The organism is Caballeronia sp. 11_S32, assembly GCF_056930355.1.
In genome coordinates, this window is record NZ_JBXOWH010000005.1 from 380330 (window position 1) to 402907 (window position 22578).

Below are 22578 nucleotides of genomic sequence, written 5' to 3' on the forward strand. Positions count from 1 at the left end.
TAACCTATTGTTAAGCTGGATTTAAAAATGAACTCGATTGCGGATCTGGAGTTCTTCGCGCGGCTCGTCACGCAAGGCAGCCTTTCGGCGCTCGCGCGAGAACTCGGTGTGACGCCGCCTGCAGTGAGCGCGCGCCTGAGCCAGCTGGAGAGGCGTCTCGGCGTGAAGCTGCTGAACCGCACGACGCGGCGGCTCGCGATGACGCAGGAAGGCGAGCTCTATCTCGGCACCGGCTCGCGCTTGCTGGAGCAGGTGCAGGAACTGGAACGCATGGTGTCGAGCAGCCGCGATCTGCCGCGCGGCTTGCTGAAGGTGAATGCGACGTTCGGCTTCGGGCGGCGTCATATCGCGCCGGCACTGTCGGAGTTTCGCCGGGCCTATCCGGAAGTCGAAGTGCAGCTCGATCTCACCGATCGTCCGGTGAACCTCGCGGAGTTCGCATTCGATGTCGGCATCCGTTTCGGCGAGTTGCCGGACATGCGCGTGGTGGGCAGAAAGATCGCGGCGAACCGGCGCTTCGTGTGCGCGTCGCCCGCGTATCTGAAGGCGCACGGCGCGCCCGGTGAACCTGACGATCTGCGCGGCCATCACTGCATCGTGCTGCGCGAAAACGACACCGCGTATGGCACCTGGCATTTCACGAAGGGCAAGCGCCACGAGACCGTGAAGGTTCACGGCACGATGAGCAGCAACGACGGCGAAGCGACCTTGCGCTGGGCGCTCGATGGCCACGGCGTGCTGGTGCGCTCGGAATGGGATGCAAAGCCGTTCATCGATACGGGCGCGCTCGAGCGCGTGCTGGCAGATTGGTCGATGCCGCCCGCCGATATCTACGCGATTTATCCGGAGCGTCTGAATCTCTCGGCGAAGGTGAGGGTGTTCGTCGAGTTTCTGGAGCAGTATCTTAAGCGGGCGTGATGCTTGCTGAAACGTCGGCACGCGAATCGCTCGACGAAGGAGGCAGCCCATGACGGCCTCGCATTATTCCAGCGCCCATGCGGCGAAGCATGGACAATCGACGGTGAATGACCACGCCGCGACCTGCGACGCCTTCGAGGATCTTGTCAACATGACGCCCGCGCAGCTCGAGAAGTGGCTCGCGACCGACGAGTCGCGCGAAGTCGGCCAGAAGAACGGCGGCGGCGAATCGGTGGGGCACAAGTCGGGAAGGCATATCATCGACATTCTCGGCAAGAAGAAGACCGATCTCACGGACGGCGATTACGCGCATATGCGCAAGGTAATCGGCTATATCAAGCGGCACCTCGCGCAAAGGCCGCATGAGGTCGAGCATTCGCACTGGCGTTACTCGTTGATGAACTGGGGCCACGATCCGTTGAAATGAGCGTCAGCGCAGCTTGATGGTTTTTTGATGCGTCGATGATCGTCCACGCGTCGCGCTTGCCGCTATGCTTGGAGAAAACGGAGCGCGACATGAACGAGACGAACTGGTACACGGAAAGCGGCTGCTCACTCGACGAATTTGCAAGCCTCGTGGCGCGCGACGCGCCGAAGCCCGCATTCGCCGCCGATATCCAGCAGAAGATTCCGCTCTATGACTGCGGCGCGCTCGCCGATGCGTTGAGCGATTCATCGAAACGCATGGCATTGCAGGCGGAATGGGCCACGGTACTGCGCGATGGCGCGGGCGTGCTCGTGCTGAAGCGCGCTTATGCGGACACCGCGCCGATCGACGAAGCCACCGCGGTTTTCGAATCGATCATCCGGCAGGAGCGCGAGGACGGCACGAGCGGCGCCGATCACTTCGCGAAAGCAGGCGCCAACGACCGCATCTGGAATGCGCAGGAAAAGCTCTGTCTGAAAGCGCCGCGCGTGTTCGCGCGCTACTTCGCCAATCCGTTTATCGAGTGCGCGGCGCAGGCATGGCTCGGCCCCGGTTTTCAAATGACCTCGCAGGTGAACGTCGTGCGTCCCGGCGGGGACGCGCAACAGGCGCATCGCGATTACCACCTCGGTTTTCAGACCGCCGAGGAAGTGCGGCGCTATCCCGCGCACGTTCATGCAATGTCGCCGTTTCTCACGCTGCAAGGCGCGGTCGCGCACAGCGACATGCCCGTCGAAAGCGGTCCGACGAAGCTGCTGCCATTCTCGCAACGCTATGCTCGCGGCTATGTCGCCTGGCGTCGCGCGGACTTTCGCGAGTATTTCGAGGCGCATTACGTGCAGTTGCCGTTGGAGAAAGGCGATGCGCTCTTCTTCAGCCCGGCGCTCTTTCATGCGGCGGGCGCGAATCGCACGCGCGACGTGCAGCGCATGGCGAATCTGCTGCAAGTATCGTCGGCATATGGCCGCGCGATGGAATCGCTCGATCGCGCGCGCATGTGCGAAGCCGTTTATCCGGTGCTGCTCGATTACAAGTCGACGGGCCAGATGAGCGATGCAGAGATCGATGCCGTCATTGCGTCGTGCGCGGAAGGCTATGCATTTCCGACGAATCTCGATCGCGATCCGCCCGTCGGCGGTCTTGCGCCGAAGAGTCAGCAGGCGCTGCTCAGACAGGCGCTCGACGAGCAATGGTCCGTGGATGCGCTAAAGAGCGCACTGAACGACAACGCATGGCGGCGCAGCACGTAACGGCTATTCCTGATACACCGCCGAGAGCACGCTCTCCGCATCGGCCTGCGCATTATCGAGCTGCACGAGGCTCGCATGACGCGCGCCGAGCGGATCATGATTCGTGATCGCGGTGAGAATCGCCTTGTGACGCGGCAACGACAGCGCGTGCGTATCGGGATGACGGCTCGTCAGCTTGATCGATTCCGACAGCGCGAGCGACAGCATGTGCCCGATATACATCAGCATGTCGTTATGCGTGGCCGTCATGATCGCGCGATGGAACTCGAGGTCGGGCGCGAGCAACGCTTCGGGCGTGGCGGCGTGCGACATCCGCTCATAGGCGTCGCGAATGCGCGCGAGGTCGTCCTCCGTCGCGTTCGATGCGGCGAGCGCCGCCGCCGCCGGCTCGACGATCCTGCGCACCACGAGCAGCGACTCGAAGAACGCGCCCTCATGCACGCTGTTGATGGTCCAGAAGAGCACATCGGGATCGAGCGTGTGCCATTCGTCGCGCGGACGCACGACGCTGCCCAGACGCGGCTTCGACAACACGAGCCCCTTCGCCACCAATACGCGCGTGGCTTCGCGCAGCACGGGCCGGCTCACGCCATACGCTTCGCACAGCTTCGCCTCGGCGGGCAGACGATCGCCCGGCTGGAGCTTGCCGCTCACGATATCGATTCCGAGCTCCTGCACGATGCGCGCGTGCATGCTCTTGCGGGGCTGTGGATGGCGATAGTCCATATCTTTCGTCGGCGCCCGTCAACGTCTGGCAGCGGCGCGATCGCCGAACGCCCGCTGCGACAGACAGAACACGAGCAGCAGCGCGCCCACCGCGATCTTGGTCCACCACGAACTCAGCGAGCCGTCGAATGAGATCAGCGTTTGAATGATGCCGAGCAGAAGCACGCCGAACAGCGTGCCGATCACATAGCCAACGCCGCCCGTCAACAGCGTCCCGCCGATGACGACCGAAGCGATCGCATCGAGTTCGAGTCCCATCGCGTGCAGGCCATAGCCGGAGAGCATGTAGAACGTGAACAGCACGCCGCCGAGCGCCGAGCAGAAGCCCGACAGCGCATAGGCGCCGACGGTCGCCGCGTTCACGGGCAGGCCCATCAGGAGCGCGGAATGCGGATTGCCGCCGACCGCATAGAGGGTGCGCCCGAACGGCGTGTAGTGCGCAACGAACACCGCGAGCGCGAGCACGATCAACGCGATTACCGCGCCGAGCGAGAGCGATGCGCCGCTCATCACCGGTATGCGAATCTGCGAAACGGCTGCGTACCAGGGGTTGGTGATGCTGATCGAATCGATGCTGATGAGATAGCACAGCCCGCGCGCGAGGAACATGCCCGCGAGCGTGACGATGAACGGCTGCAGGCGAAAGCGCGCGATCAGCCAGCCCATCAAGGTGCCGAACGCGGTGCCCATCGCGAGCACGAGCGGAATCACGACGAGCGGATGCCAGCCCGCTTTCTCGACGAGCGCGGCGGAGACCATCGTCGTGAGCGCGATGACCGATCCGACTGACAAGTCGATGCCGCCCGACAGAATCACGAACGTCTCGCCCACCGCCACGACGATCAGAAACGCGTTGTCGATCAGCAGGTTGAGAAAGACCTGCGCCGAGAAGAAGCCGGTGTACATCACCGAACCGAGCACCGACACCGCGATGAACAGCGACACCGTCGCGGCAAGCGGCAGATAGCGGCTCTGCGAAAGCTTGCGCGGCGGCGCTTCGCTGTCGCGACGATGCGTGAGCGCGACGCTGCGCGGCTTGGGCAGGCCCGAGTTCATCGGCGCACCTCGCGATCGGAAAGCGCGGGGCGGCGTGCGAACTTCGCGACCGTCGCGCGGAACTCGCCCGATTGCAGCATCATCACTGCGAACACGACGATCGCCTTCACCACGAGATTCACCTCCGGCGGCACGCCGAGCGAATAGATCAGATACGTGAGCGTCTGGATGATGAGCGCGCCGATCACGCTGCCCGCGAGCGTGAAGCGCCCGCCGGTGAGCGCGGTGCCGCCGAGCGTGACGGCGAGAATCGCATCGAGTTCGAGCAGCAGGCCCGCGTTGTTGCCATCCGCGCTCTTCACATTCGAGCTGATGAGAATGCCCGCCACGCCCGCGCACAGGCCGCTGAACGCATACGCGCCGAGCGTGAGCCTTCTCGCCTGCACGCCCGCGACGCGCGCGGCCGTTGGATTGATGCCGATCGCTTGCAGGAAGAGCCCGAGCGCGGTTCGCGTGATCGCGAGATAGAGCAGCGCGAACACGAGCGCGACGATCAATATCGACACCGGCAAGCCGAGAAAATAGCCGCCGCCGAAAAAGAAGTAAGGCGTGTAGTAGATCGTGATGATCTGGCCGCTCGTGATGAGCTGCGCGATGCCGCGGCCCGCGACCATCAGGATCAGCGTCGCGATGATCGGCTGCATGCCCGCGCGCGCGACGAGCAAGCCATTCCACCACCCGCACAGCAACGCGACGCCGAGCGCGGCCAAGATCACCACCGGCAGCGGAAAGCGCGTGACATTGCCGGAGATGGAGCCGCCGATCGCCCATGCGGCCACCGCGCCGGCGATGGCGACTACGGCGCCCACGGAGATATCGATGCCGCGCGTAGCGATCACGATGGTCATGCCGAGTGCGACGACCGCGAGCGGCGCCGCGCGATTGAGGATATCGACGAGGCTGCCGTATAGATGATGATCGCGCCATTCGACATGCAGAAAACCCGGATTGAACGCGGCGTTCAATGCGAGCAGCAGCGCGAGCGTGACGAGTGGCCAGCCGAGCCGGTGCTCCATCATCGAACGAAGCGTTCCGAGTCGCGCGGTGTCATCCATGTTCGGCTCCGATCATTTCGCACACGGTGTCCTCGCTCGTGCCGGCGGGCAGCTCGCCCACCTTGCGCCGGTCGCGCAGCACCACGATGCGGTTCGCGATACGCACCACCTCCGCGATCTCCGACGAGATGAAGAGCACCGCCATGCCCGTCGATGCGAGCCGGAGGATCTCGTCCATGATTTCCTGCTTCGCCGCCACGTCGATGCCGCGTGTGGGCTCGTCGAGAATCAGCAGGCGCGGCTCGGTGGCGAGCCATCGCGCGATGAGCGCCTTCTGCTGATTGCCGCCGGAGAGCAGGCCGATGGGCATGTCGAGCGTCGCGGCCTTGATGCCGAGCGCGCGCACGAAGCGCTCGGCGAGCGCGTTCTGTTGCGCGCGCGTGAGACAGCGACGTGCGCCCATCCGCGCCTGCAAGGCGAGCGCGATGTTCTCGCGCAGCGACAACTCCGCGACGATGCCGTCCGCCTTGCGCTCCTCGGGACAGAACGCGATGCCGTGACGAATCGCATGCGCGGGTGTCGCGAAGGAAACCGGCGCGCCGTCGATGCGCAATTCGCCTTCGTCGGGCTTTTCCAGCCCGAAGAGCAGCTTCGCGAGTTCGGTGCGCCCGGACCCGAGCAGGCCCGCCACGCCGACCACTTCGCCGGCGCGCACGCGTAGATCGAGCGGCTGCAATTGTCCTTTCTGACCGAGGCGCACGGCGTCGAGCAGCGCAGTGTCGGCGGTGCTCGCTTCGCTCTCTTCGGGCGGAACCTGGCGTGCCTGCGCGGCGGCCAGCTCGCGGCCGAGCATCGCCGCGATCAATGCTTGCGTGCCCAGCTCGCTCGCGCGCCATTCCCCGACGCGTTTGCTGTTGCGCAGCACGGTGATGCGGTCGGAGATCGCATAGACCTGATTCAGAAAGTGTGTGACGAAGAGAATCGCGAGTCCCTCGCCGCGCAGACGGCGCAGCACGTCGAAGAGACGGCGCACTTCGTCGTCGTCGAGGCTGGAAGTCGGCTCGTCGAGAATCAATACTTTCGACGATAGCTTCAACGCCCGCGCGATCGCGACCATCTGCTGCACCGCGACCGAATAGCTCGTCAGCACGCGCGTCACGTCGATATCGAGCCCGATGCGCGCAAGCAGTTCGCGCGCCTGCCGGTGGGTCGCGTCCCAGTCGATGCGATAGCCGTGCAGCGCGCCGCGTCGCGGAAAGTATCCGGCGAAGATGTTCTCCGCCACGGAAAGATTCGGGCAGAGATTCACCTCCTGATAGACCGTGCTGATGCCGAGCTTCTGCGCGTCGAGCGGCGAATCGGGACGTATCGCGCGGCCATCGAGCAGGATCTCGCCGGCGTCGAGATTCACCACGCCGGTCAGCACCTTGATGAGCGTCGACTTGCCCGCGCCGTTCTGTCCCATCAGCGCGTGAACCTCACCCGGATAAAGGGTGAGGCTCACGTCCTGCAGCGCATGCACGCCGGCGAAGCGCTTGTCGATGCCGCGCAGTTCCAGTACGGGCGATGTCATCGGAGATCAGTACTTTCGCTCAGTATTTACGATTTGGGAATTCCTTCGCCGCGACCTCCATCGGGAAGATGCTTTCCTGCGTCACGATGCGCTTCGGCACCGGCTTGCCCGCCTTGATGTCCTTCACCACGGACATCAGTTGCGGCCCGAGCAGCGGCGAGCATTCGACCGATACATTGAGCTTGCCCGCCATCATCGCTTCGAATGCGCCCTTCACGCCATCGACGGAAATGATGATGATGTCCTTGCCCGGCTTCATGCCCGCTTCCTCGATAGCCTGGATCGCGCCGATCGCCATGTCGTCGTTGTGCGCATAGAGCACGTTGATCTTCTTGCCCTCGGCCTTGAGAAAGGCCTCCATCACTTCCTTGCCTTTCGCGCGCGTGAAATCGCCGGTCTGCGAGCGGATGATCTTGAACTTCGGATCGGACTTGATGATTTCCTCGAAGCCCTTCTTGCGATCGATGGCGGGCGCCGAGCCCACCGTGCCCTGCAATTCGACGATATTGATCGGCCCCGGAACGCCTTTCTCCTTCTCGACGAGCCAGCGGCCCGCCTTGCGGCCTTCCTCGGTGAAGTCCGAGCCGATGAACGTCACATAGAGCGACTCATCCTTGCTGCTGATCGCGCGGTCCGTCAGCACGACGGGAATCTTCGCGTTCTTCGCTTCGACGAGCACGGTTTCCCAGCCCGTTTCGACCACGGGCGAGAACGCGATCACATCGACCTTCTGCGCGATGTAAGAGCGGATCGCCTTGATCTGGTTTTCCTGCTTCTGCTGCGCGTCGGAGAATTTCAGGTCGATGCCGGCCTCCTTAGCGGCGGACTTGATCGACTCGGTATTCGCGGTGCGCCATTCGCTTTCGGCGCCCACCTGAGCGAAGCCGAGCACGATGGGTTTCTGCGCGAAGGCGGGTAGCGGGAGCATCGCGCTCAAGGGCGCGGCGGCCATCGCGACTAACACGGTGCGGCGTTTCATGTCAGTGGTTCCTCCATCCGTTGGCTATTTATTCGGTCTTGTTCGAATGTTTCTGGAATAACTTTTTAATTGGTTGTTCTATTTATCTCGCTTCCATTCCGGTATTTGGGTTTATGACTTTCATTTCGATGGCCGCGAGATAGATTGACTATATGAAGCTATTCGGCCTCTTTTTATTCACGTTAACCCGCTTTTGCGGCCGAAACAGTCATACCATCTCGCGCCGCGGGTTGCATTGCAGCATGCGATTCATGGGCGCGGGGAAGAACCGGTAATGACGGAGTAACGCCTCGTAAGCACTCGCGAAAAGCCGCGTTTTCTTGCGCGATCGCCGTATCGCGCGCTCAAGGAAGATTGCTCCGCGTTGCAATCCGCAACGGTCCAATCATCTCGAAGGAGCGCAGCATGAACGTCACCGGCACGACCACACCACACGCGACGCAAGCGTCGTCGCATACGCTGCCGATCAAGCGCAACACCGATGTCCCAACAGTCGAGACGGGCAACGCGAACGTGAAGGCGGCGCCGAGCAATCCCGCTCATCTGGGCAATCACGTCGATACGACCGCTTGAATGATGCGCACGTCCTTTCGTTTCGCGCTCGCGTGCGCGGCCGTCGCGGCATGCCCGTTCCTGCTCGACGGCTGCGCGCTCGCGGCTCTGCCGTGCCGCGTGACATCGGCGGCGCTGAAGATCGTGCCGGTCGTGGGTCATGCCGCGTCCACGCCCTTCGATGCGTGCGCTACCGCCATCGACTGATATGAAGCGAACGTTTCTTCGTTGCGCGATCGTCGCCTGCATGGCGATGCCCGCGCTCGCGGCGGCGCAGAAGCCCTTCGATTTCCGCGGCCTGCGTCTCGGCATCCCGCTCGACGCGTTTCGTCGCGACGAGCCTCCGCGCGCGACGCCGCCCGGCAGCGTCGCCGTGTGCGACACCGATCTCGAAGCGGCATCGCTCGGCATGGTGCTGCGCGACGCGCACAGCCTGTCGATTGCGTGCAAGTGGGCGCATCGCACGCAAGGCAGATGGAGCGAGTCGCTGGCCGTCGTCGACGGCACGCCCGCGCGCGATCACGTGCTGCGCTTCATGGCGATGCCCGGCGATACGTCGCCGCGGCTCTATCGCATGTCGTTCGTGATCGATGCGCGCGTGGTCGATGACTTCACAGAGGCGCTGTCGGCCAAGTTCGGCAGGAGCCGCCTCGAACGCGCGAATGGTTATCAGACGCGCACGTGGGAGAACGCGACGAGCTCGATCACGCTGGAAGCGAACGGCGCGGCGGCTTCGGCGCGCGTGATCTATCGGCTGAAGGCCTATGAAGCGTGGCTGCGCGAGACGACCGACCGATGGCGTCTCGCCGCCGTGCACGACACGCCGTGAATCAAAGGAGAGCATTGTTCATGAAACTGGCGTCATTGCCATGCGCGGGGCTGGCGCTCGCGCTCGCCGCGTGCTCGTCGTCCGGGTCGCGCTCAATCGTCGAGATGCCGACTTACGCGCCCGCCGTCGCGCAGCCGGTCAACGTCAACACGCTGGGCGCGATCTATCAGGCGGGAACATCGGTGTCGCTGTACGAGACATCGCGTGCGCAGAAGGTTGGCGACGTGCTGACCATTCGTCTCGCCGAGTCATATCAGGGCAGCAATTCCGCCGATGCCCGCGCGAGCCGTTCCAGCAGCATCAGCGCGGAAGCCGCGGACAAATCGAGCGGCGCGGCGGCGCGGCTCGCGCGTCTCTTCAATGTCGGCTCGGCGGATACGTCCTTCAAAGGCAACGGCAGCACGAGCAATCTTTCCGCGATGAGCGGCACCCTCGCGGTGTCCGTCATCGGCACCTTGCCGGGCGGAAATCTCGTCGTCGCGGGCGACAAGGTCATCGCGATGAGCGGCAATCAGGACCAGTTGCGTTTCTCGGGCATCGTCAATCCGAAGGATATCGAGGCGGGCAATTATGTCGCGTCGAACAAGGTGGCCAATGCGCGCATCGAGCAGGCGGGCGTCGGCATGCTCGCCGATTCGACCACGATGGGCTGGCTGCAACGGCTCTTCATGAGCGTGCTGACCTTCTGACGATGACGGCGCGCGCCGTATCAGCCCGCACGCGCCGCAATGCGCCCGGCTTCGGCCGGATCGCCATGCGGTACGAAGATATAGCCCTGGCCCCACACGGTCTGCACGAAACGCGGCTCGGAAGGATCGATCTCGAGCAGACGTCGCAAGCGCCAGATCGCGACATCGAGACTGCGATCGCGATGCGCGCCGTTGCCGCGCATCCGTTCGTTCAGTTGCGTGCGCGTGAGCACGACCATCGCGTTCTTCACGAGCGTCTTGAGCAGCGCGAATTCGCCGGAGCGCAGCGCGATACGCTCGCCATTGCGGCGCAACTCGCGCGCGCCGAAGTCCATCTCGAACGGGCCGAAACGATAACTCGGGCGAATCTCCGGCGCACTCGCCACGAACGGCGATGCGGGCTCGCGGCGCCTCAATATCGAGCGGATGCGCGCGAGCAGTTCGCGCGTATCGAAGGGCTTGCCGAGATAATCGTCCGCGCCGAGCTCGAGCCCGATGACGCGGTCGAGCACATCCGAGCGCGCCGTCAAGAGAATCACGGGGATGTCGTCGTGAGCATTGCGCAGTTCACGCAAGGCGCTGATGCCGTCCTTGCCGGGCATCATCACGTCGAGGACGATCATCGAGGGGCGGGCCGCCTGCACCCGGCGTTTCAGGTCAGTGCCGTCGCTCAGGACGGAGACATCGAAGCCGTGTTGCTGAAGATAATCGCGAACGTGATCGCGCACGACAGGGTCATCGTCGACCATCAATACATGTGGAGTCATGCGTGAATTCTAAGCACAACGCGCATGCCATCGCGACGGCGGAAAACTTTCCATTTCTTTCCGTTACGGCATGTTTCATCGGGCGATGCACGTTCGGATCGCGCCCATGCGCGGGCTCGCGCGGGAATAGCACGCGCGTGCTTCGCCTTTTCATCGCTTGAAAGATGCGGTGCGTAAACATCCGTAATGACGCGACGTGAGCGCGGCGGCCTGTATACCCATAACGTCCGAATAGAATTTCGAGATGTCTACATCGGTTCTCATCGTCGACGACGACCCCGCGGTGCGCGACCTGCTGCGCCGCTTTCTCAACGCGCGAGGCATCGACGTTTCCGTGCTGCACGATGGCGGCGGGCTGCGCCGGCGGCTGGAACTCGAGCGACCGTCCATCGTCGTGCTCGACATCATGATGCCGGACACGGACGGCCTGCGCGCGTTGCGCGATTTGCGCACGGCGGGCGAGGACATTCCGGTGATCTTCGTGACCGGTTGCGACAGCGTCGCGCAGAAAATCGCGGGGCTGCAATCGGGCGCGGACGACTATCTTTCCAAGCCCTTCGATCCGGGCGAACTGCTCGCGCGCATCGAAGCGGTGCTCAGGCGGCGCGCGAGTGCGCCGAGCCGTCCCGAACGCGCGCCGCGTGAACGCTTCGGGCGCTTCGAAGTGGACTTCGTCACGCGTTCGCTCCTGTGCGACGGCGAGCGCATCGCGCTGCGCGACAGTGAGTTCGCGCTGCTCAAGGTGTTCATCAAGCATCCGTACAAGGTGCTCTCGCGCGTGCTGATCCACGATCTCGTGCATCGCGACGATCTGGCTTTTCGCGATCGCGGCCTCGACGTGCCGATCTGGCGTCTGCGCCGCATCATCGAGGATGATCCTTCGCGCCCGCGCCATGTGCAGACGGTGCGCGGACAAGGCTATGTGTTCGTGCCCGACGCGGACGGCTCGTCATCGCACTGGATTGAAACATGAGCGGCGTGGGCGCGATGACGCGCGCGCCGCGCGGTTTCATCGACACGCTCTTCGGCCGCATGGCGCTCGTGTCGGTTTGCGTGCTGCTCGCGCTGCAGGGCGGATGGTTCGCGATTCTTCACGTGCAGGGCCCGCACAAGGAAGCCGATGGCTACGCGCGCGCATTGCTCATCGTGCTGGAAGCGGCGCATAACGATGTCGCGCTCGGCGGCCGGCTCATGCGCGAAACGCGCGTGCATATCGTGCCCGTGTGGAACATGCCCGAGCCGCTGACGCTGCGCGATCCTCGCAAGACGCGTCACGCGCATCTCGCGCGCCAGATCGCCGATGGCTTGCCGCAAGGCTCGCAAATCGCCGTCGATATCGATGGCCGCAACACGTCGCGGCTCTGGGTGCGCTATCCGTCGAGCAACGTGTGGATCGTCGCGCCGATCGACTTGCCGCCGCCCGCACCGTTCATGATGGAGGCGGTCGTGCTGCTCGCCGGTGCGCTCGTGCTCTCGCTCTTCGCGACGTGGCAACTGCAGCGGCCCCTCGCGCGCGTCGCGCAGGCGGCACGGCGCTTCGGCGGCGGCGAGCGGCCCGTGCCAGTCGATGAAAACGGGCCGCGCGAATTGCGCGAACTCATCGGCGCGTTCAACCAGATGATGAAGAAGCTCACCGACGCGGACGACGATCGCGCGGTGATGCTCGCCGGCATCGCGCACGATCTGAAGGCGCCGCTCACGCGTCTTTCGCTGCGCGCCACCGTGCTCGCGAAGGACGAGCGCGAGCGCGCGCACTTCCTGCGCGATATCGATTCGATGACGCGCATCGTTCAGCAGTTCCTCGAGTTCGCGGGCCGCTCGTCTTCCGAAAGCACGAAGACCGGTGTGGATGCGTTCATCGCGGAGCAGTTCGCATCGCCCGAAGATGGCGAAGCGCCGTTGTTCACGCTGTCGCTCGAAGCGGGCGACGCGTTCATGCTGCCGCGAACGTTCATCGACCGCCTGATGACGAATCTCGTCGATAACGCGCTGGAGCATGGCGAGCCGCCTGTCGATATTCGCACCGCGCGGCGGGACGGCGAGTGGCTCATCGAAGTGCGCGACCACGGTCCCGGCATTCCCGACGAGCGCCTCGGCGATGCATTGCGCCCCTTCGTGCGGCTCGATCCGGCGCGCAGCGGCAACGGCCATTGCGGGCTGGGCCTCGCCATCGTCGAACGTCTGGCGCGCGAGCAGCGCGGCCGCTGCGAGATCGGCAATGCCGAGGGCGGCGGGCTGATCGTGCGCATCGCCATTCCCTTTGAAGAAACATGACGTCTGCTTCGACCATGCGTTCGGCGCCGCTGTCGCGCCGTGCCTTCATTCGCGGCGGCGCGCGTGCCGCGCTTCTATCGACGACGTTCGGCGCGGGCGCGCTGTTATCGGCGTGCGGCGGCGCAAGCGACGATCAGCCCGCGACGGAAACGCCGACACTCGCTTCAATCGAAAACTTCCGCGACGTCGCCGGCATGGGCGAAGGCTATCCGACCGTCGATGGCCGTCGCTTGCGGCGTGGCGTGTTTTATCGCTCGGGCGCGCTCACGCCCGACGATGCGGACGCGGCCGCGCTCGCACGGCTATCGCTGCGCGCGGTGCACGATCTGCGCGTGGTGAGCGAGACATCGCTCGCGCCGGATCGCGTGCCCGCGAACGCCGTGCGCGAGACGCACGAAGTCGCGCCGATCGATGCTTCCGCGGAGATGCCTTTCGATGCGGCATCGGCAAGTGTGTGGATGAGCGAGCGCCAGCGCCAGCTCGTCACCGACGCAGCCGCGCGTCTGCAATTCGGCGTGGTGCTGACGAGGCTCGCGCGTGTGTCGGGTTCGCAGGTCATCCACGGCACGGCGGGGAAGGATCGCACGGGATGGGCGGCGGCGCTTCTGCTCGCGATCGCCGATGTGCCGCTCGACGTGATCATTCAGGACTATCTGCTGACGAACACGGCGGCACAGGCGCAGATCGACGCGCGCATGAAGGCGCATGCGGCGCGGCTGGGAACCGATGTGTCCGCGGTCGCGCCGCTTTATCGGGCGCAGAGCGCGACGATCGAAGCGGCGTTCGATGAGCTGCATCGCGGCTTTGGCACGTTGAGCAATTATCTGGCGCAGGGCTTGTCGATGAGCAGCGCGGATGTGGGCATGTTGCGGGTGAAGCTGGTCGCGTAGACCGCGCGTTCAAGCTTCGGCCGCGCTTTCCCGATACGCCGCGAACTTCGACATCTTCCCGATCCCCGGATTGAAGCAATTGCACGGATCGAGGTCTTTGTAAAACGCCGCAAGCTGCGGTTTCGCCTCGTAAAGATGCCCTACGTTATGCTCGGCGGGATACTCGGCGCCGCGTTCATCGAGCAATTCGAGCATTTCGTGCTCCAGCGCCATGCAGTCGTTGCCCTTGACGACGATGTAATCCTGATGGAACACGTGACACAGAAAGTGCCCGTAATACAGCTTCAAAATGATGGGGCGTTCGATCCGCTCCGGCAAGCGCTCGAGCCAGTCGCGGTCGTTGCGGCGTAACGCGATATCGAGCGCAACGATATCCTCCACTTCACGGTGATGCACCGCGCGATAGCGCACTGCCGCGCTGGCCGCCGCGAAGCGATGCAGGAATGCCTTGCGGCCTTCTTCATCGCTGCATTCGAAGTACGCGCCGCCGCCGTCCGCGAAACGCTTCGAAAGAAACGCGCGCGCTTCGTCGATGCCCGCAGCCGGCACTTTCAGCATCAGATGATGCTCGTACTGCTCGCGATACGCGTTGATTCTCGCGGGCAGATGATCCGGCAGACGCTCGCTCACCCATTGCAGCACGCGGTCGCTCAGATGCTTCGGCATGAAGCCGAGGCGCTCGAACCATGCATCGCAACGCGTCTTGAGACTGAAGAAGAGCGGCAGCCGGTCCGTGCCGAACTTGTCGATGATGACGAAGAGGTCCTTTCCATACTTGCGCGCCACATCGAATGCATCGCGATGCAGATATTCACCCGCAATAGGCAGATGCGCGAAATTCGCGAGCGCATGGCGACGGATATCGGTGAGCACGCTCGTATCGTTCGTGCCGATGTAGAACACCTTCGCGCCTTTCTCCGCCGCGAACGTGTCGAGACGCACCGCGAAGGTCATCACCTTGCCCGCGGAACCGGATGCCTCGAAGAGGCGTCGCGGATCGGCGTTGAAGCGCGCGGGCGTGGACGCATCGACATCGCGCACGTGGGTCGCGTATTCGTGATCCGACGCGGCCGCGCCGTCGCGAATGTCGGTATCGTCGAACGTGCCGTTTTCGAGGCGCGACAGAATCTCTTCGGGCGTGCCGCCGAGCGCGATGCCGAGATGGTTCACGAGGCGCGGCACGCCCGTGGCATCGACGGCGGCGAACAGCGCCATCTCCGTATAAGCCGGTCCGCGATGCACGAGCGAGCCGCCCGAGTTGTTGCTGATACCGCCCAGCACCGATGCGCCGATGCACGACGAGCCGATCACCGAATGCGGCTCGCGTCCGAGCGGTTTCAGCGTGCGCTCCAACTGGTCGAGCGTCGTGCCGCCGATGCAGACCACCTGCGCGCCGCCCTTGATCACATGAACGCGCCTGATGCGCGTCGTGCTGACGATGACGACATCGCGATCGTAGTCGTCGCCATCGGGCGTCGAGCCGCCGGTGAGGCCGGTGTTCGACGCCTGCGTGATGACGATCGTGCGCGTGGCGGCACACGCGGCGAGAATCCGCCATTGCTCGACGAGCGAGCCGGGCCGCACGACCGCCAGTACGCGGCCCGCGCCGAAGCGGTAGCCGGTGCGGTAGCGGCGCGTTTCTGCATCGCCGGTGAGCACGTTGCGCGCGCCGACGATCTCACCGAGCGACGCGAGCAAGTTTTGGCGCGAGTCCCCGAAGGGAAGGGCGGAAGGGGCGGTCGTGGACATGATGGCCTCAGGCCCGGTGCGGTTCCGAAGACGACGACTCGTCTGCCGATGCCGCTGCCGCGCGCTGCGTGAGCGTCAGCACCGCGCCGACGACGAGCGCTCCGGCGACAACGACGAGACCCGCGTTCGTGCTGTGCGTGACGTCCTTCATCCAGCCGATGATCGACGGGCTGACGAAGCCCGCGAGATTGCCGATCGAGTTGATCATCGCGATGCCTGCCGCTGCCGCGGTGCCGGCCAGCACGCTGCTCGGATAGGTCCAGAAGACCGGCATCATCGACAACACGCCCGCCGTGCCGACCGACAACGTGACGAGTGCGAGCGTGAGATTGCCGGTGTGAAGCGTGCTCGCATAGAAGCCCAGCGCCGCCGCGACAGCCGCCAGCGCGAGATGCCAGCGGCGCTCGTTGCGGCGGTCGGATGAGCGCGCGACGAGAATCATCGACACGATCGCGACCGCGTAGGGAATCGCGGTGAACAGGCCGACATCCAGCGCATCCTTTACGCCCGCCGTCTTGATGAGCGTCGGCAGATAGAAGCTCACACCGTAGAGGCCCATCATGCAGCAGAAGTAGATCGCGGCGAGGCGCCATACACGTCCGTTCGACATGACGTGCTTCAGCGAATGATCGGCGCCGGCGGATCCATCGCGCGAGATGTTGGCTTCGAGAAGCTGCTTTTCCTGCTCGTTCAGCCACGAAGCCGCGCGGATGCCGTTGGGCAGCATGAACAGCGTGGCGACGCCCAGCACGAGAGACGGAACCGCTTCGAGCAGGAAGAGCCATTGCCAGTTCGACAAGCCGTGGACGCCGTTGAACGCCTGCATGATCCAGCCCGACAGCGGCCCGCCGACCACGCCCGCGACCGGAATGCCGATCATGAAGAGCGCGTTCATGCGGCCGCGGCGCATCGACGGATACCAGTACGTCAGGTACAGCACGATGCCCGGGAAGAACCCGGCTTCCGCCACGCCGAGCAGAAAGCGCAGCGTATAGAACATCGCGGGCGTCGTCACGAAGAGCGAAGCCGCCGACACGAGCGCCCATGTCACCATGATGCGGCTGATCCACACGCGCGCGCCCACGCGATGCAGCAGGATATTGCTCGGCACCTCGAACAGGAAATAGCCGATGAAGAAGATCCCCGCGCCGAGCCCATAGACCGACTCGCTGAACTTCAGGTCATTGAGCATCTGCAGCTTCGCGAAGCCGACATTGACGCGGTCCAGATAGGCCGCGACATAGCAGATGAAAAGAAAGGGCAAGAGGCGCCAGGTCACTTTCGCGTAGGTCGCGTTCTCGAACGCGGGCGTGACGGATGGGATGGGCGCGGACGCGCCCGATGGGGTGTGCGGGTTCATCGTGAGTCTCCTGATTCGTGCGGCTTGACGCCGCTACTGGCTTTGCTTGCTGCGCATTGTTCCGCGCCGGCAGGAGACTTGTCGAGATGTCAAACCACTGGTCCGACCACTTATTTTTGCCGTGCCAGGCTCCGGTTCACGCCGGAATCAATGGCGGCGAGGGTGCCCGGCTTTCCGCACGCGTGTGCGCCCACGCGCCCGCCCGGCCCCGGCACGGCTCATTTCCAGCCCTCGAGCCGCAGCGTCGCGCGCACGAGCCGCTGCTCTTCCGCCTCGATTTCGCGCATGACGGCGGTCGTCGTGGTGATATGCGCGCTCGCGGCCTTGCGCGCCTGCTCGGGCTGCTTGCCGAGCACGGCCTTGTAGAGACGGGCGTGCTGCTTGTCGATGACGCGTTTCTGCGCCTCGCGATGGTAGAGGTTGTTGACCGATGCGAAGACCGAGCTCAGCAGCAGATCCGTGAGCGAGCTCAGCGTATGCACGAGCACGGGATTGTGCGATGCCTCGCTGATCGAGAGATGGAAGTTGTAGTCGAGCCGCGCGCGAGCCGATTCGCACACGTCGCCCTCGTTCGCCGCGAGCATTTCCTCGTAGCGGCGGGTGATCAGCGCGAAATCCGCCTGCGTGCCGCGCAAGGCGGCAAGACGCGCGGATTCGGCTTCGAGCATCTCGCGCACCTCGAAGATGTCGTACAGCGTGCGCGGCTGCGAGCCGAGCAGATGCATCATCGGCGTGAGGGCGGGTTGCGCGGTCAGCGCGGCGACGAAGGACCCGCGTCCGTGCGAGGTCTCGATGATGCCGCGCGTGCGCAGCACCTTCAGCCCCTCCCGCACCGCTGACCGCGACACGCCCAGTTTCGCGGTCAGGCGCCGCTCGGAAGGCAGCGCCTGGCCGGGCTTCAGCACGCCATCCACGATGAGCCCCTCGATGCGTCCCGCGACGGCATCTGCGATCTGCAGTGCGTCTTCCTGGTTGTCTTCATGCATGGTATGCCCCACTGGTCCGACCACTTTGGTAACTCTAGCATCCGCCGGGATGCGGGAGAAGTTTTCGCATGCTTTACGATGTCGGGCACTGGGCGAAGCGGTGCGCGTGCATGACCGCTTCACGCCATTCGGAAAAAATAGAGCCTTGCAAAGACATAAACATGAGGTGTCGAATGGATGCTCGACAGGGTCGCTCGCCCCGGTCCATGAGTTCGCGGCTGACGTGGTGGATCGCGTCCGTCGTCGCGGCGCTGAGCGTGGCCGCGGGCGGTGCGTCCTTCGCCGCCGCGTATCACGAGGCCAACAAGCTTCAGGACGGCCATCTTCGGGAGATCGGCGCGCTGATCGACGCGAGAAAGCTGGTTCTCGATACGAGCGACGTCGCGTGGCAAGGCAGCCAGGATTCGGACGTGCGGCTCGTCATCGCGCGGCTGGAGCCGTCTCCGGACGGCGCGCAGGCGGCGGCCCCGATCGCCGTTCCGGCCACGCTGCCGGACGGGTTGCACAACCTGGAATCGCGCGGCCGGAGCTGGCGTGTCGATGTGCGCACCTTGCATTCCGGCGAGCGGATCGCGGTCGCGGAGCTTTCGATGATCCGCGACGAGATCGCATCGGACGGCGCGATGAGAACGCTGTTTCCGATGCTCGCCCTGACGCCCGTTCTCGTCGCACTGGTCGTCTTTCTCGTGCGCCGGATGCTGTTGCCCGTGCGGCGCCTCGCCCTTGTCGTGGACCGGCAGGACGATGCGACGCTCGAAGCGCTGTCCGAGGAAGACATCCCGAAGGAGCTGCTTCCCTTCGTCACGTCGATCAACCGGCTCATCGGCCGGCTCAAGGAGGCGATGGCCCAGCAGCGCCGCTTCATCGCGGACGCGGCGCACGAGCTGCGCTCGCCGCTTGCCGCGTTGTCCTTGCAGGCGGAACATCTCGGCGCCGCGGACTCCGCGGTCGTCGCGCGCGAGCGACTGGTCACGTTTCATGCGGCGATACGGCGGACGGCGCGGCTCGTCGAACAGCTTCTCGCGCTGGCGCGTTCCCAGCATGGCTCGTCGATGAAGTCGTCCGTCGTGTCGCTGCGCGAACTCGCAAGCGATGTGGTGATCCAGACAGTGAACATGGCCGAGGACAAGCAGGTCGATCTCGGGCTTTATCACGTCGATGACGTCGCGGTGGTCACCGATGCGCCCGCGCTCGCCGTCGTGTTGCGCAATCTCGTCGACAATGCGGTGCGCTACACGCCGCCGGGCGGCAGAGTGGATGTGTCCGTCACGTTCAATGGAGACGACTTGCTGCTCGAGGTGAAGGATTCCGGGCCGGGCATTCCCGAGGATCAGCTGTCGCGCGTGCTCGAGCCTTTTTATCGGATCCCGGGCACGCGCTCATCGGGCAGCGGGCTCGGTCTGTCGATCGTGTCGGAAACGGCGCGCCGCAGCGGGGGCCACTTCGTGCTGGAGAATATCGACGGCGGACTGCGCGCGCGTTACCGGCATCCGCTTTGATCGCGATAAAAAAGACGGCCCGCCAGAAGAACGATGGCGAGCCGCAAGAGGGATCGGTCAACAACGACAGCGTGGCCAGATTAGCATCGCTTCCACGCGCGTGATCGCGTCGGAAAGATGCGGTAAGGGAAAGCGCGTCATGGCATGCGCGAGACCACCATGCGGTCCACCAGCGCGTCGAGCTTTTGCCGCGCGCTCGCGAAGCGATCGATGTTCAAGCCGCTCGTGTCGTAGCGCGCGGTCACGAGAATCTGTCCTTGCCGCACGAGCGTGAGATCGATCGCCGAGAGATACGACACCGGCTCGCTGCTGAACGCGTGCTTGTCCCAGCGCGTCGTCGCGCCGTAGACGAGCATCGCCTCGCAGCCGGGCGGCGAGGTGCCCGGGTTATAGACCATGGAGTCGACGCCGCGCCGCTGCAAGGCGACTTGCAGCACGGGCACGAAGTCGCCGGTCGCGACGCTCCGATTCAGCTCGATGCACACGGATTGCAACGCGGCGGGCGAGCCCGTGACCGAAGTCGGCGACGAATAGTTCGATGCGACCGTGAAGCCCGCCTGCACCAGCGAGCCCGCGGCATCGGCGGCAGTGATCAGGGTCCACGTGCAGCCGGAAAGCGCGAGCGCGCCGAGGGTGAGCAGCGCGCGAGCGATGAGCGTTCTGACCATGAACTTTGCCGTCGATCCGGCTTATCGCGCGATGAGCAGGCGCAGCGTGTTCGGCGCCTGGATCGTGGCGGTCATCGTCACGCGCCGGTCGGTCACATCGCGCAGCGCGAAGTGCTGGCGCGTGGGCGTGTTCGCGTCGTGACGCACATCGGGAAAGCAGGCGGCGATGTCCGCGCCCAGTTCCTGCAGCGGATCGGCGGCGACGCCGTCCGGACCCCAATGCGCTCGCCAGCGGCAATCATAGGCATGCGCGCTGCCTCTGCATGTGCCCTGGCCCGGCGAGCCCGCGGGCAGCATCGCGCGCTCTTTGGCGAGCGCATCGAAAGAAGGTGTGGAGACGATCGTCTTCAGCGCGGAGCAGACGTCGGGCAGATCCTCCGCCGACGCGGAAAGCATCGGCGCGATGAGCGTTACAGCGACGAGCGCGCGGCGCAGGGAGCGGAGACGGAGAGGGCTGGAAAGTTGAGCTTGCATGACCTGGCTTTATGTCGAAGGAAGAAGCGCGGTCTGTCGTATGAAGACCGCGTATCGACATCGTCCTGCAATGCACCGCGCGTCGATATGCGGAGCAAAGCGCCAATCCGGCAAGTTATTTCCAGCTATTAATTCGCGAGTGTCCTCATCAGACGAACAACGACACGATGCCGCCGATGGTCACGGCCGCCGCGACCCATTTGCCGGCGGTATAGAAGCCGCCCGTATCGGTCGCCTGGACCTCGGGGCGTTCGAGACCGAGCGCGCCATAGGCGAAAGATTTCACCGGCGATGGCTCTTCGGTTGGCTGCGTGCCGGCGTTGTCGTCGGAGGCGTCCTGCGCGAGATCGGCGGAAGCGGCGCGGCGCGGCAATGGCGCATCGGCGCTCGTATACGCGGGCGTGGCCGCACTGTTGATCTGCATCGCTTCCCTCGTCGTTATCCGGTTCTCGCAAACCGCGATAACGGCGGGTTCGCGCGCACGCTTGAACGCGCGCGCCTTTCCGTTTCTTACCGCGGGTGCTTACATCGGGTGGTTCTGCACGAAATCCTTGTACGCCCAATAGGCGGCCTTCTTCGAGGTGCCGTCGCCTTCGAGAAGCCCGTAGGCGCCTTCGCCGTCATCGTAAAGCTGGAAGGCCTGAATCGACTGGATGTTGTACTTCGACGCGACGCTCGCGAATTGCGCCATCATCGTGTTGCCCGTTATGTATGCGGCGATCTGGTTGTACGAGCCGTAATCCGGGCGCACGCCGAACTCGTTGATCCAGATCGGCTTGCCCATGTCGTGCAATGCCTGCAGCACGTCATGGCAACCGGTGCCGCCGCATGCGTGCGTGATGTCGCCCTGGCTCGAATACCAGTGCCACGAGGTGATGTCCCAGCTCACGGCCGGATGGCCCCAGGTGCCGTCGGGCTGAGAGCCATCGGCGAGCATCTGGAAGAACGCAGTGTGCAACCACGTGCCGCCCAGCACGATCCTGGCCGAGCCGTCGACCGACTTCACGCCCGCGATCATGCCGCGGATCACGCCGCGCGCGAGCATGAAGCTCCAGTTGTTGTACTGATGCCAGACCGTGCCGTCGACATTGCCGTTGAGGGCCTTCGCCTCCAGTTCGTTGCCGACCTCGTAGTACTTGTAGGGATAACTTTTTGCGGTCAGCTGGCCGAGTTTGAAGCCTGCGTCGTAGGCCTCGTTCTCGCTGTTGTAGTTGAGGGTGAGGAGCATCACCGGATACATCGTCACGCCGCCGTCCTCCATCGTCTTCGCGATGCCCGCCAGCATGTTCGCCGATGCCTGGCTGTACACGTCGTTGCGATAGATCGTCGCGCCGAGTTCCTGCAGTTGCGCAAGCTGCGTCTGCGGGCTCGTGAAATCGTATGCGCCGCCGTTGGTGTTGTGGCCGTTCACGCCGTAGAAGATCGAGCCATTACCGCTCGAGGCCTTCGCGGTCGACTTCGGCAGCGCGGCGCTCTTGCCGGTCGCAGCGGTATCGACGGCGCCGTCGCTGTCGCTTCCGCCGCCGCATGCGGCAAGCATCACGCTCGTCAACACCGCTGCGACGAGCGAACCGGAAAGCGAGGGAAAGGATCGATTCTTCATATTAATTAGGATGACGAATATGGAGCCGCGTTCTCACTATGGCGTGAGCAACTGACGGAGACGTTTTTCAGCGAGCGGGTAAAGCGACGAGCACACCGGCGACGCGTACACCGGCGACGCGCACACCGGCCACGCACAAACGTCTCCGGTGTTCTTGCGAACAGTCATTAGTCATCCGAACGACTGCCTGATGTTGAAAATGGCCGGCCGGCGCGAAGCAGGGCGTCGAGACAACCAGGGGTAGTGCAGACTCGCTGATGCAAATCCGGGCGCATGACCGACATGCGATCGAATTGCGGGGCCGCCGGGCAGAT

Annotated in this window: 24 protein-coding genes; 11 read left to right on the top strand and 13 right to left on the bottom strand. The window is 64.4% G+C overall.

Features of this window, described 5'->3' with window-relative positions:
* The first annotated feature begins 27 nt into the window (after positions 1–27).
* From AC1Z32_RS36380 to AC1Z32_RS36390, 3 genes are all read left to right on the top strand, one after another.
* On the top strand, positions 28–918 hold the full coding sequence (locus tag AC1Z32_RS36380) for a LysR substrate-binding domain-containing protein (protein WP_483483709.1): 891 nt from the start codon (positions 28–30) through the stop codon (positions 916–918).
* Positions 919–967: 49 nt separating this feature from the next.
* Complete coding sequence (locus AC1Z32_RS36385; protein ID WP_483483710.1) at positions 968–1345, top strand: DUF3140 domain-containing protein; 378 nt, start codon at positions 968–970, stop codon at positions 1343–1345.
* A gap of 89 nt (positions 1346–1434) precedes the next feature.
* Positions 1435–2595 carry a phytanoyl-CoA dioxygenase family protein gene (locus tag AC1Z32_RS36390; RefSeq protein ID WP_483483711.1) on the top strand — a complete coding sequence of 387 codons (1161 nt, stop codon included), beginning with the start codon at positions 1435–1437 and terminating at the stop codon, positions 2593–2595.
* A gap of 3 nt (positions 2596–2598) precedes the next feature.
* Here AC1Z32_RS36390 and AC1Z32_RS36395 read toward each other — a convergent pair whose 3' ends face one another.
* Genes AC1Z32_RS36395 through AC1Z32_RS36415 form a run of 5 tightly spaced genes read right to left on the bottom strand, consistent with a single transcriptional unit; the run spans position 2599 to position 7924 of the window.
* On the bottom strand, positions 2599–3321 hold the full coding sequence (locus tag AC1Z32_RS36395) for a FadR/GntR family transcriptional regulator (RefSeq protein ID WP_483483712.1): 723 nt from the start codon (positions 3319–3321) through the stop codon (positions 2599–2601).
* 18 nt (positions 3322–3339) lie between these two features.
* Positions 3340–4377 (bottom strand): galactofuranose ABC transporter, permease protein YjfF, encoded by a 1038-nt coding sequence (gene yjfF, locus AC1Z32_RS36400; protein ID WP_483483713.1) that lies wholly within the window; start codon positions 4375–4377, stop codon positions 3340–3342.
* Complete coding sequence (locus tag AC1Z32_RS36405; protein ID WP_483483714.1) at positions 4374–5432, bottom strand: ABC transporter permease; 1059 nt, start codon at positions 5430–5432, stop codon at positions 4374–4376. Before AC1Z32_RS36405 ends, yjfF begins: the two co-directional genes overlap by 4 nt.
* A complete protein-coding gene (locus AC1Z32_RS36410; RefSeq protein ID WP_483483715.1) occupies positions 5425–6945 on the bottom strand; it encodes a sugar ABC transporter ATP-binding protein in 1521 nt (506 codons plus the stop codon). The genes AC1Z32_RS36405 and AC1Z32_RS36410 overlap by 8 nt, the downstream gene beginning before the upstream one ends.
* Positions 6946–6964: 19 nt before the next feature.
* Positions 6965–7924 (bottom strand): ABC transporter substrate-binding protein, encoded by a 960-nt coding sequence (locus AC1Z32_RS36415; RefSeq protein ID WP_483483716.1) that lies wholly within the window; start codon positions 7922–7924, stop codon positions 6965–6967.
* Between the two features lie 405 nt (positions 7925–8329).
* On the opposite strand from AC1Z32_RS36415, the gene AC1Z32_RS36420 reads away from it, so the two are divergent.
* The 4 genes from AC1Z32_RS36420 to AC1Z32_RS36435 are packed head-to-tail and all read left to right on the top strand — an operon-like array spanning position 8330 to position 9994.
* The gene (locus AC1Z32_RS36420) at positions 8330–8497 is read left to right on the top strand and encodes a hypothetical protein (RefSeq protein ID WP_483483717.1); all 168 of its coding nucleotides are present in this window, start codon (positions 8330–8332) and stop codon (positions 8495–8497) included.
* A 3-nt stretch (positions 8498–8500) separates the two neighbouring features.
* Complete coding sequence (locus AC1Z32_RS36425; protein WP_483484139.1) at positions 8501–8683, top strand: DUF6726 family protein; 183 nt, start codon at positions 8501–8503, stop codon at positions 8681–8683.
* A gap of 1 nt (position 8684) precedes the next feature.
* Positions 8685–9305, top strand: coding sequence for a hypothetical protein (locus tag AC1Z32_RS36430; RefSeq protein ID WP_483483718.1), 621 nt, complete (start codon positions 8685–8687; stop codon positions 9303–9305).
* A 20-nt stretch (positions 9306–9325) separates the two neighbouring features.
* Complete coding sequence (locus AC1Z32_RS36435) at positions 9326–9994, top strand: flagellar basal body L-ring protein FlgH (RefSeq protein WP_483483719.1); 669 nt, start codon at positions 9326–9328, stop codon at positions 9992–9994.
* Between the two features lie 20 nt (positions 9995–10014).
* Here AC1Z32_RS36435 and AC1Z32_RS36440 read toward each other — a convergent pair whose 3' ends face one another.
* The gene (locus tag AC1Z32_RS36440) at positions 10015–10761 is read right to left on the bottom strand and encodes a response regulator (RefSeq protein WP_483483720.1); all 747 of its coding nucleotides are present in this window, start codon (positions 10759–10761) and stop codon (positions 10015–10017) included.
* Positions 10762–11005: 244 nt separating this feature from the next.
* Between AC1Z32_RS36440 and AC1Z32_RS36445 the strand changes: the two genes are divergently transcribed.
* The 3 genes from AC1Z32_RS36445 to AC1Z32_RS36455 are packed head-to-tail and all read left to right on the top strand — an operon-like array spanning position 11006 to position 13925.
* The gene (locus AC1Z32_RS36445) at positions 11006–11734 is read left to right on the top strand and encodes a response regulator (protein ID WP_483483721.1); all 729 of its coding nucleotides are present in this window, start codon (positions 11006–11008) and stop codon (positions 11732–11734) included.
* Positions 11731–13035 carry an ATP-binding protein gene (locus AC1Z32_RS36450; protein ID WP_483483722.1) on the top strand — a complete coding sequence of 435 codons (1305 nt, stop codon included), beginning with the start codon at positions 11731–11733 and terminating at the stop codon, positions 13033–13035. The genes AC1Z32_RS36445 and AC1Z32_RS36450 overlap by 4 nt, the downstream gene beginning before the upstream one ends.
* Positions 13032–13925, top strand: coding sequence for a tyrosine-protein phosphatase (locus tag AC1Z32_RS36455; RefSeq protein WP_483483723.1), 894 nt, complete (start codon positions 13032–13034; stop codon positions 13923–13925). The genes AC1Z32_RS36450 and AC1Z32_RS36455 overlap by 4 nt, the downstream gene beginning before the upstream one ends.
* A 9-nt stretch (positions 13926–13934) precedes the next feature.
* Here AC1Z32_RS36455 and dld read toward each other — a convergent pair whose 3' ends face one another.
* From dld to glcC, 3 genes are all read right to left on the bottom strand, one after another.
* Positions 13935–15674: a D-lactate dehydrogenase gene (gene dld, locus AC1Z32_RS36460; RefSeq protein WP_483483724.1), complete on the bottom strand. Its 1740-nt coding sequence runs from the start codon at positions 15672–15674 to the stop codon at positions 13935–13937.
* A gap of 7 nt (positions 15675–15681) precedes the next feature.
* Positions 15682–17034 (bottom strand): MFS transporter, encoded by a 1353-nt coding sequence (locus AC1Z32_RS36465; RefSeq protein WP_483483725.1) that lies wholly within the window; start codon positions 17032–17034, stop codon positions 15682–15684.
* A 218-nt stretch (positions 17035–17252) separates the two neighbouring features.
* Positions 17253–18020, bottom strand: a complete 768-nt coding sequence (gene glcC, locus AC1Z32_RS36470) for a transcriptional regulator GlcC (RefSeq protein ID WP_483483726.1) — start codon at positions 18018–18020, stop codon at positions 17253–17255.
* Between the two features lie 206 nt (positions 18021–18226).
* Between glcC and AC1Z32_RS36475 the strand changes: the two genes are divergently transcribed.
* Positions 18227–19519: an ATP-binding protein gene (locus AC1Z32_RS36475; RefSeq protein ID WP_483483727.1), complete on the top strand. Its 1293-nt coding sequence runs from the start codon at positions 18227–18229 to the stop codon at positions 19517–19519.
* A gap of 137 nt (positions 19520–19656) precedes the next feature.
* Here the strand turns inward: AC1Z32_RS36475 and AC1Z32_RS36480 are convergent, their stop codons facing one another.
* The 4 genes from AC1Z32_RS36480 to AC1Z32_RS36495 all read right to left on the bottom strand — a co-directional run bounded on the left by AC1Z32_RS36480 (position 19657) and on the right by AC1Z32_RS36495 (position 22264).
* Positions 19657–20187 carry a hypothetical protein gene (locus tag AC1Z32_RS36480; RefSeq protein ID WP_483483728.1) on the bottom strand — a complete coding sequence of 177 codons (531 nt, stop codon included), beginning with the start codon at positions 20185–20187 and terminating at the stop codon, positions 19657–19659.
* A gap of 21 nt (positions 20188–20208) precedes the next feature.
* Positions 20209–20661, bottom strand: a complete 453-nt coding sequence (locus tag AC1Z32_RS36485) for a hypothetical protein (protein WP_483483729.1) — start codon at positions 20659–20661, stop codon at positions 20209–20211.
* A gap of 148 nt (positions 20662–20809) precedes the next feature.
* Positions 20810–21085, bottom strand: a complete 276-nt coding sequence (locus AC1Z32_RS36490) for a hypothetical protein (protein WP_483483730.1) — start codon at positions 21083–21085, stop codon at positions 20810–20812.
* Between the two features lie 99 nt (positions 21086–21184).
* The gene (locus tag AC1Z32_RS36495) at positions 21185–22264 is read right to left on the bottom strand and encodes a lipopolysaccharide biosynthesis protein (protein ID WP_483483731.1); all 1080 of its coding nucleotides are present in this window, start codon (positions 22262–22264) and stop codon (positions 21185–21187) included.
* Positions 22265–22578 lie beyond the last annotated feature (314 nt).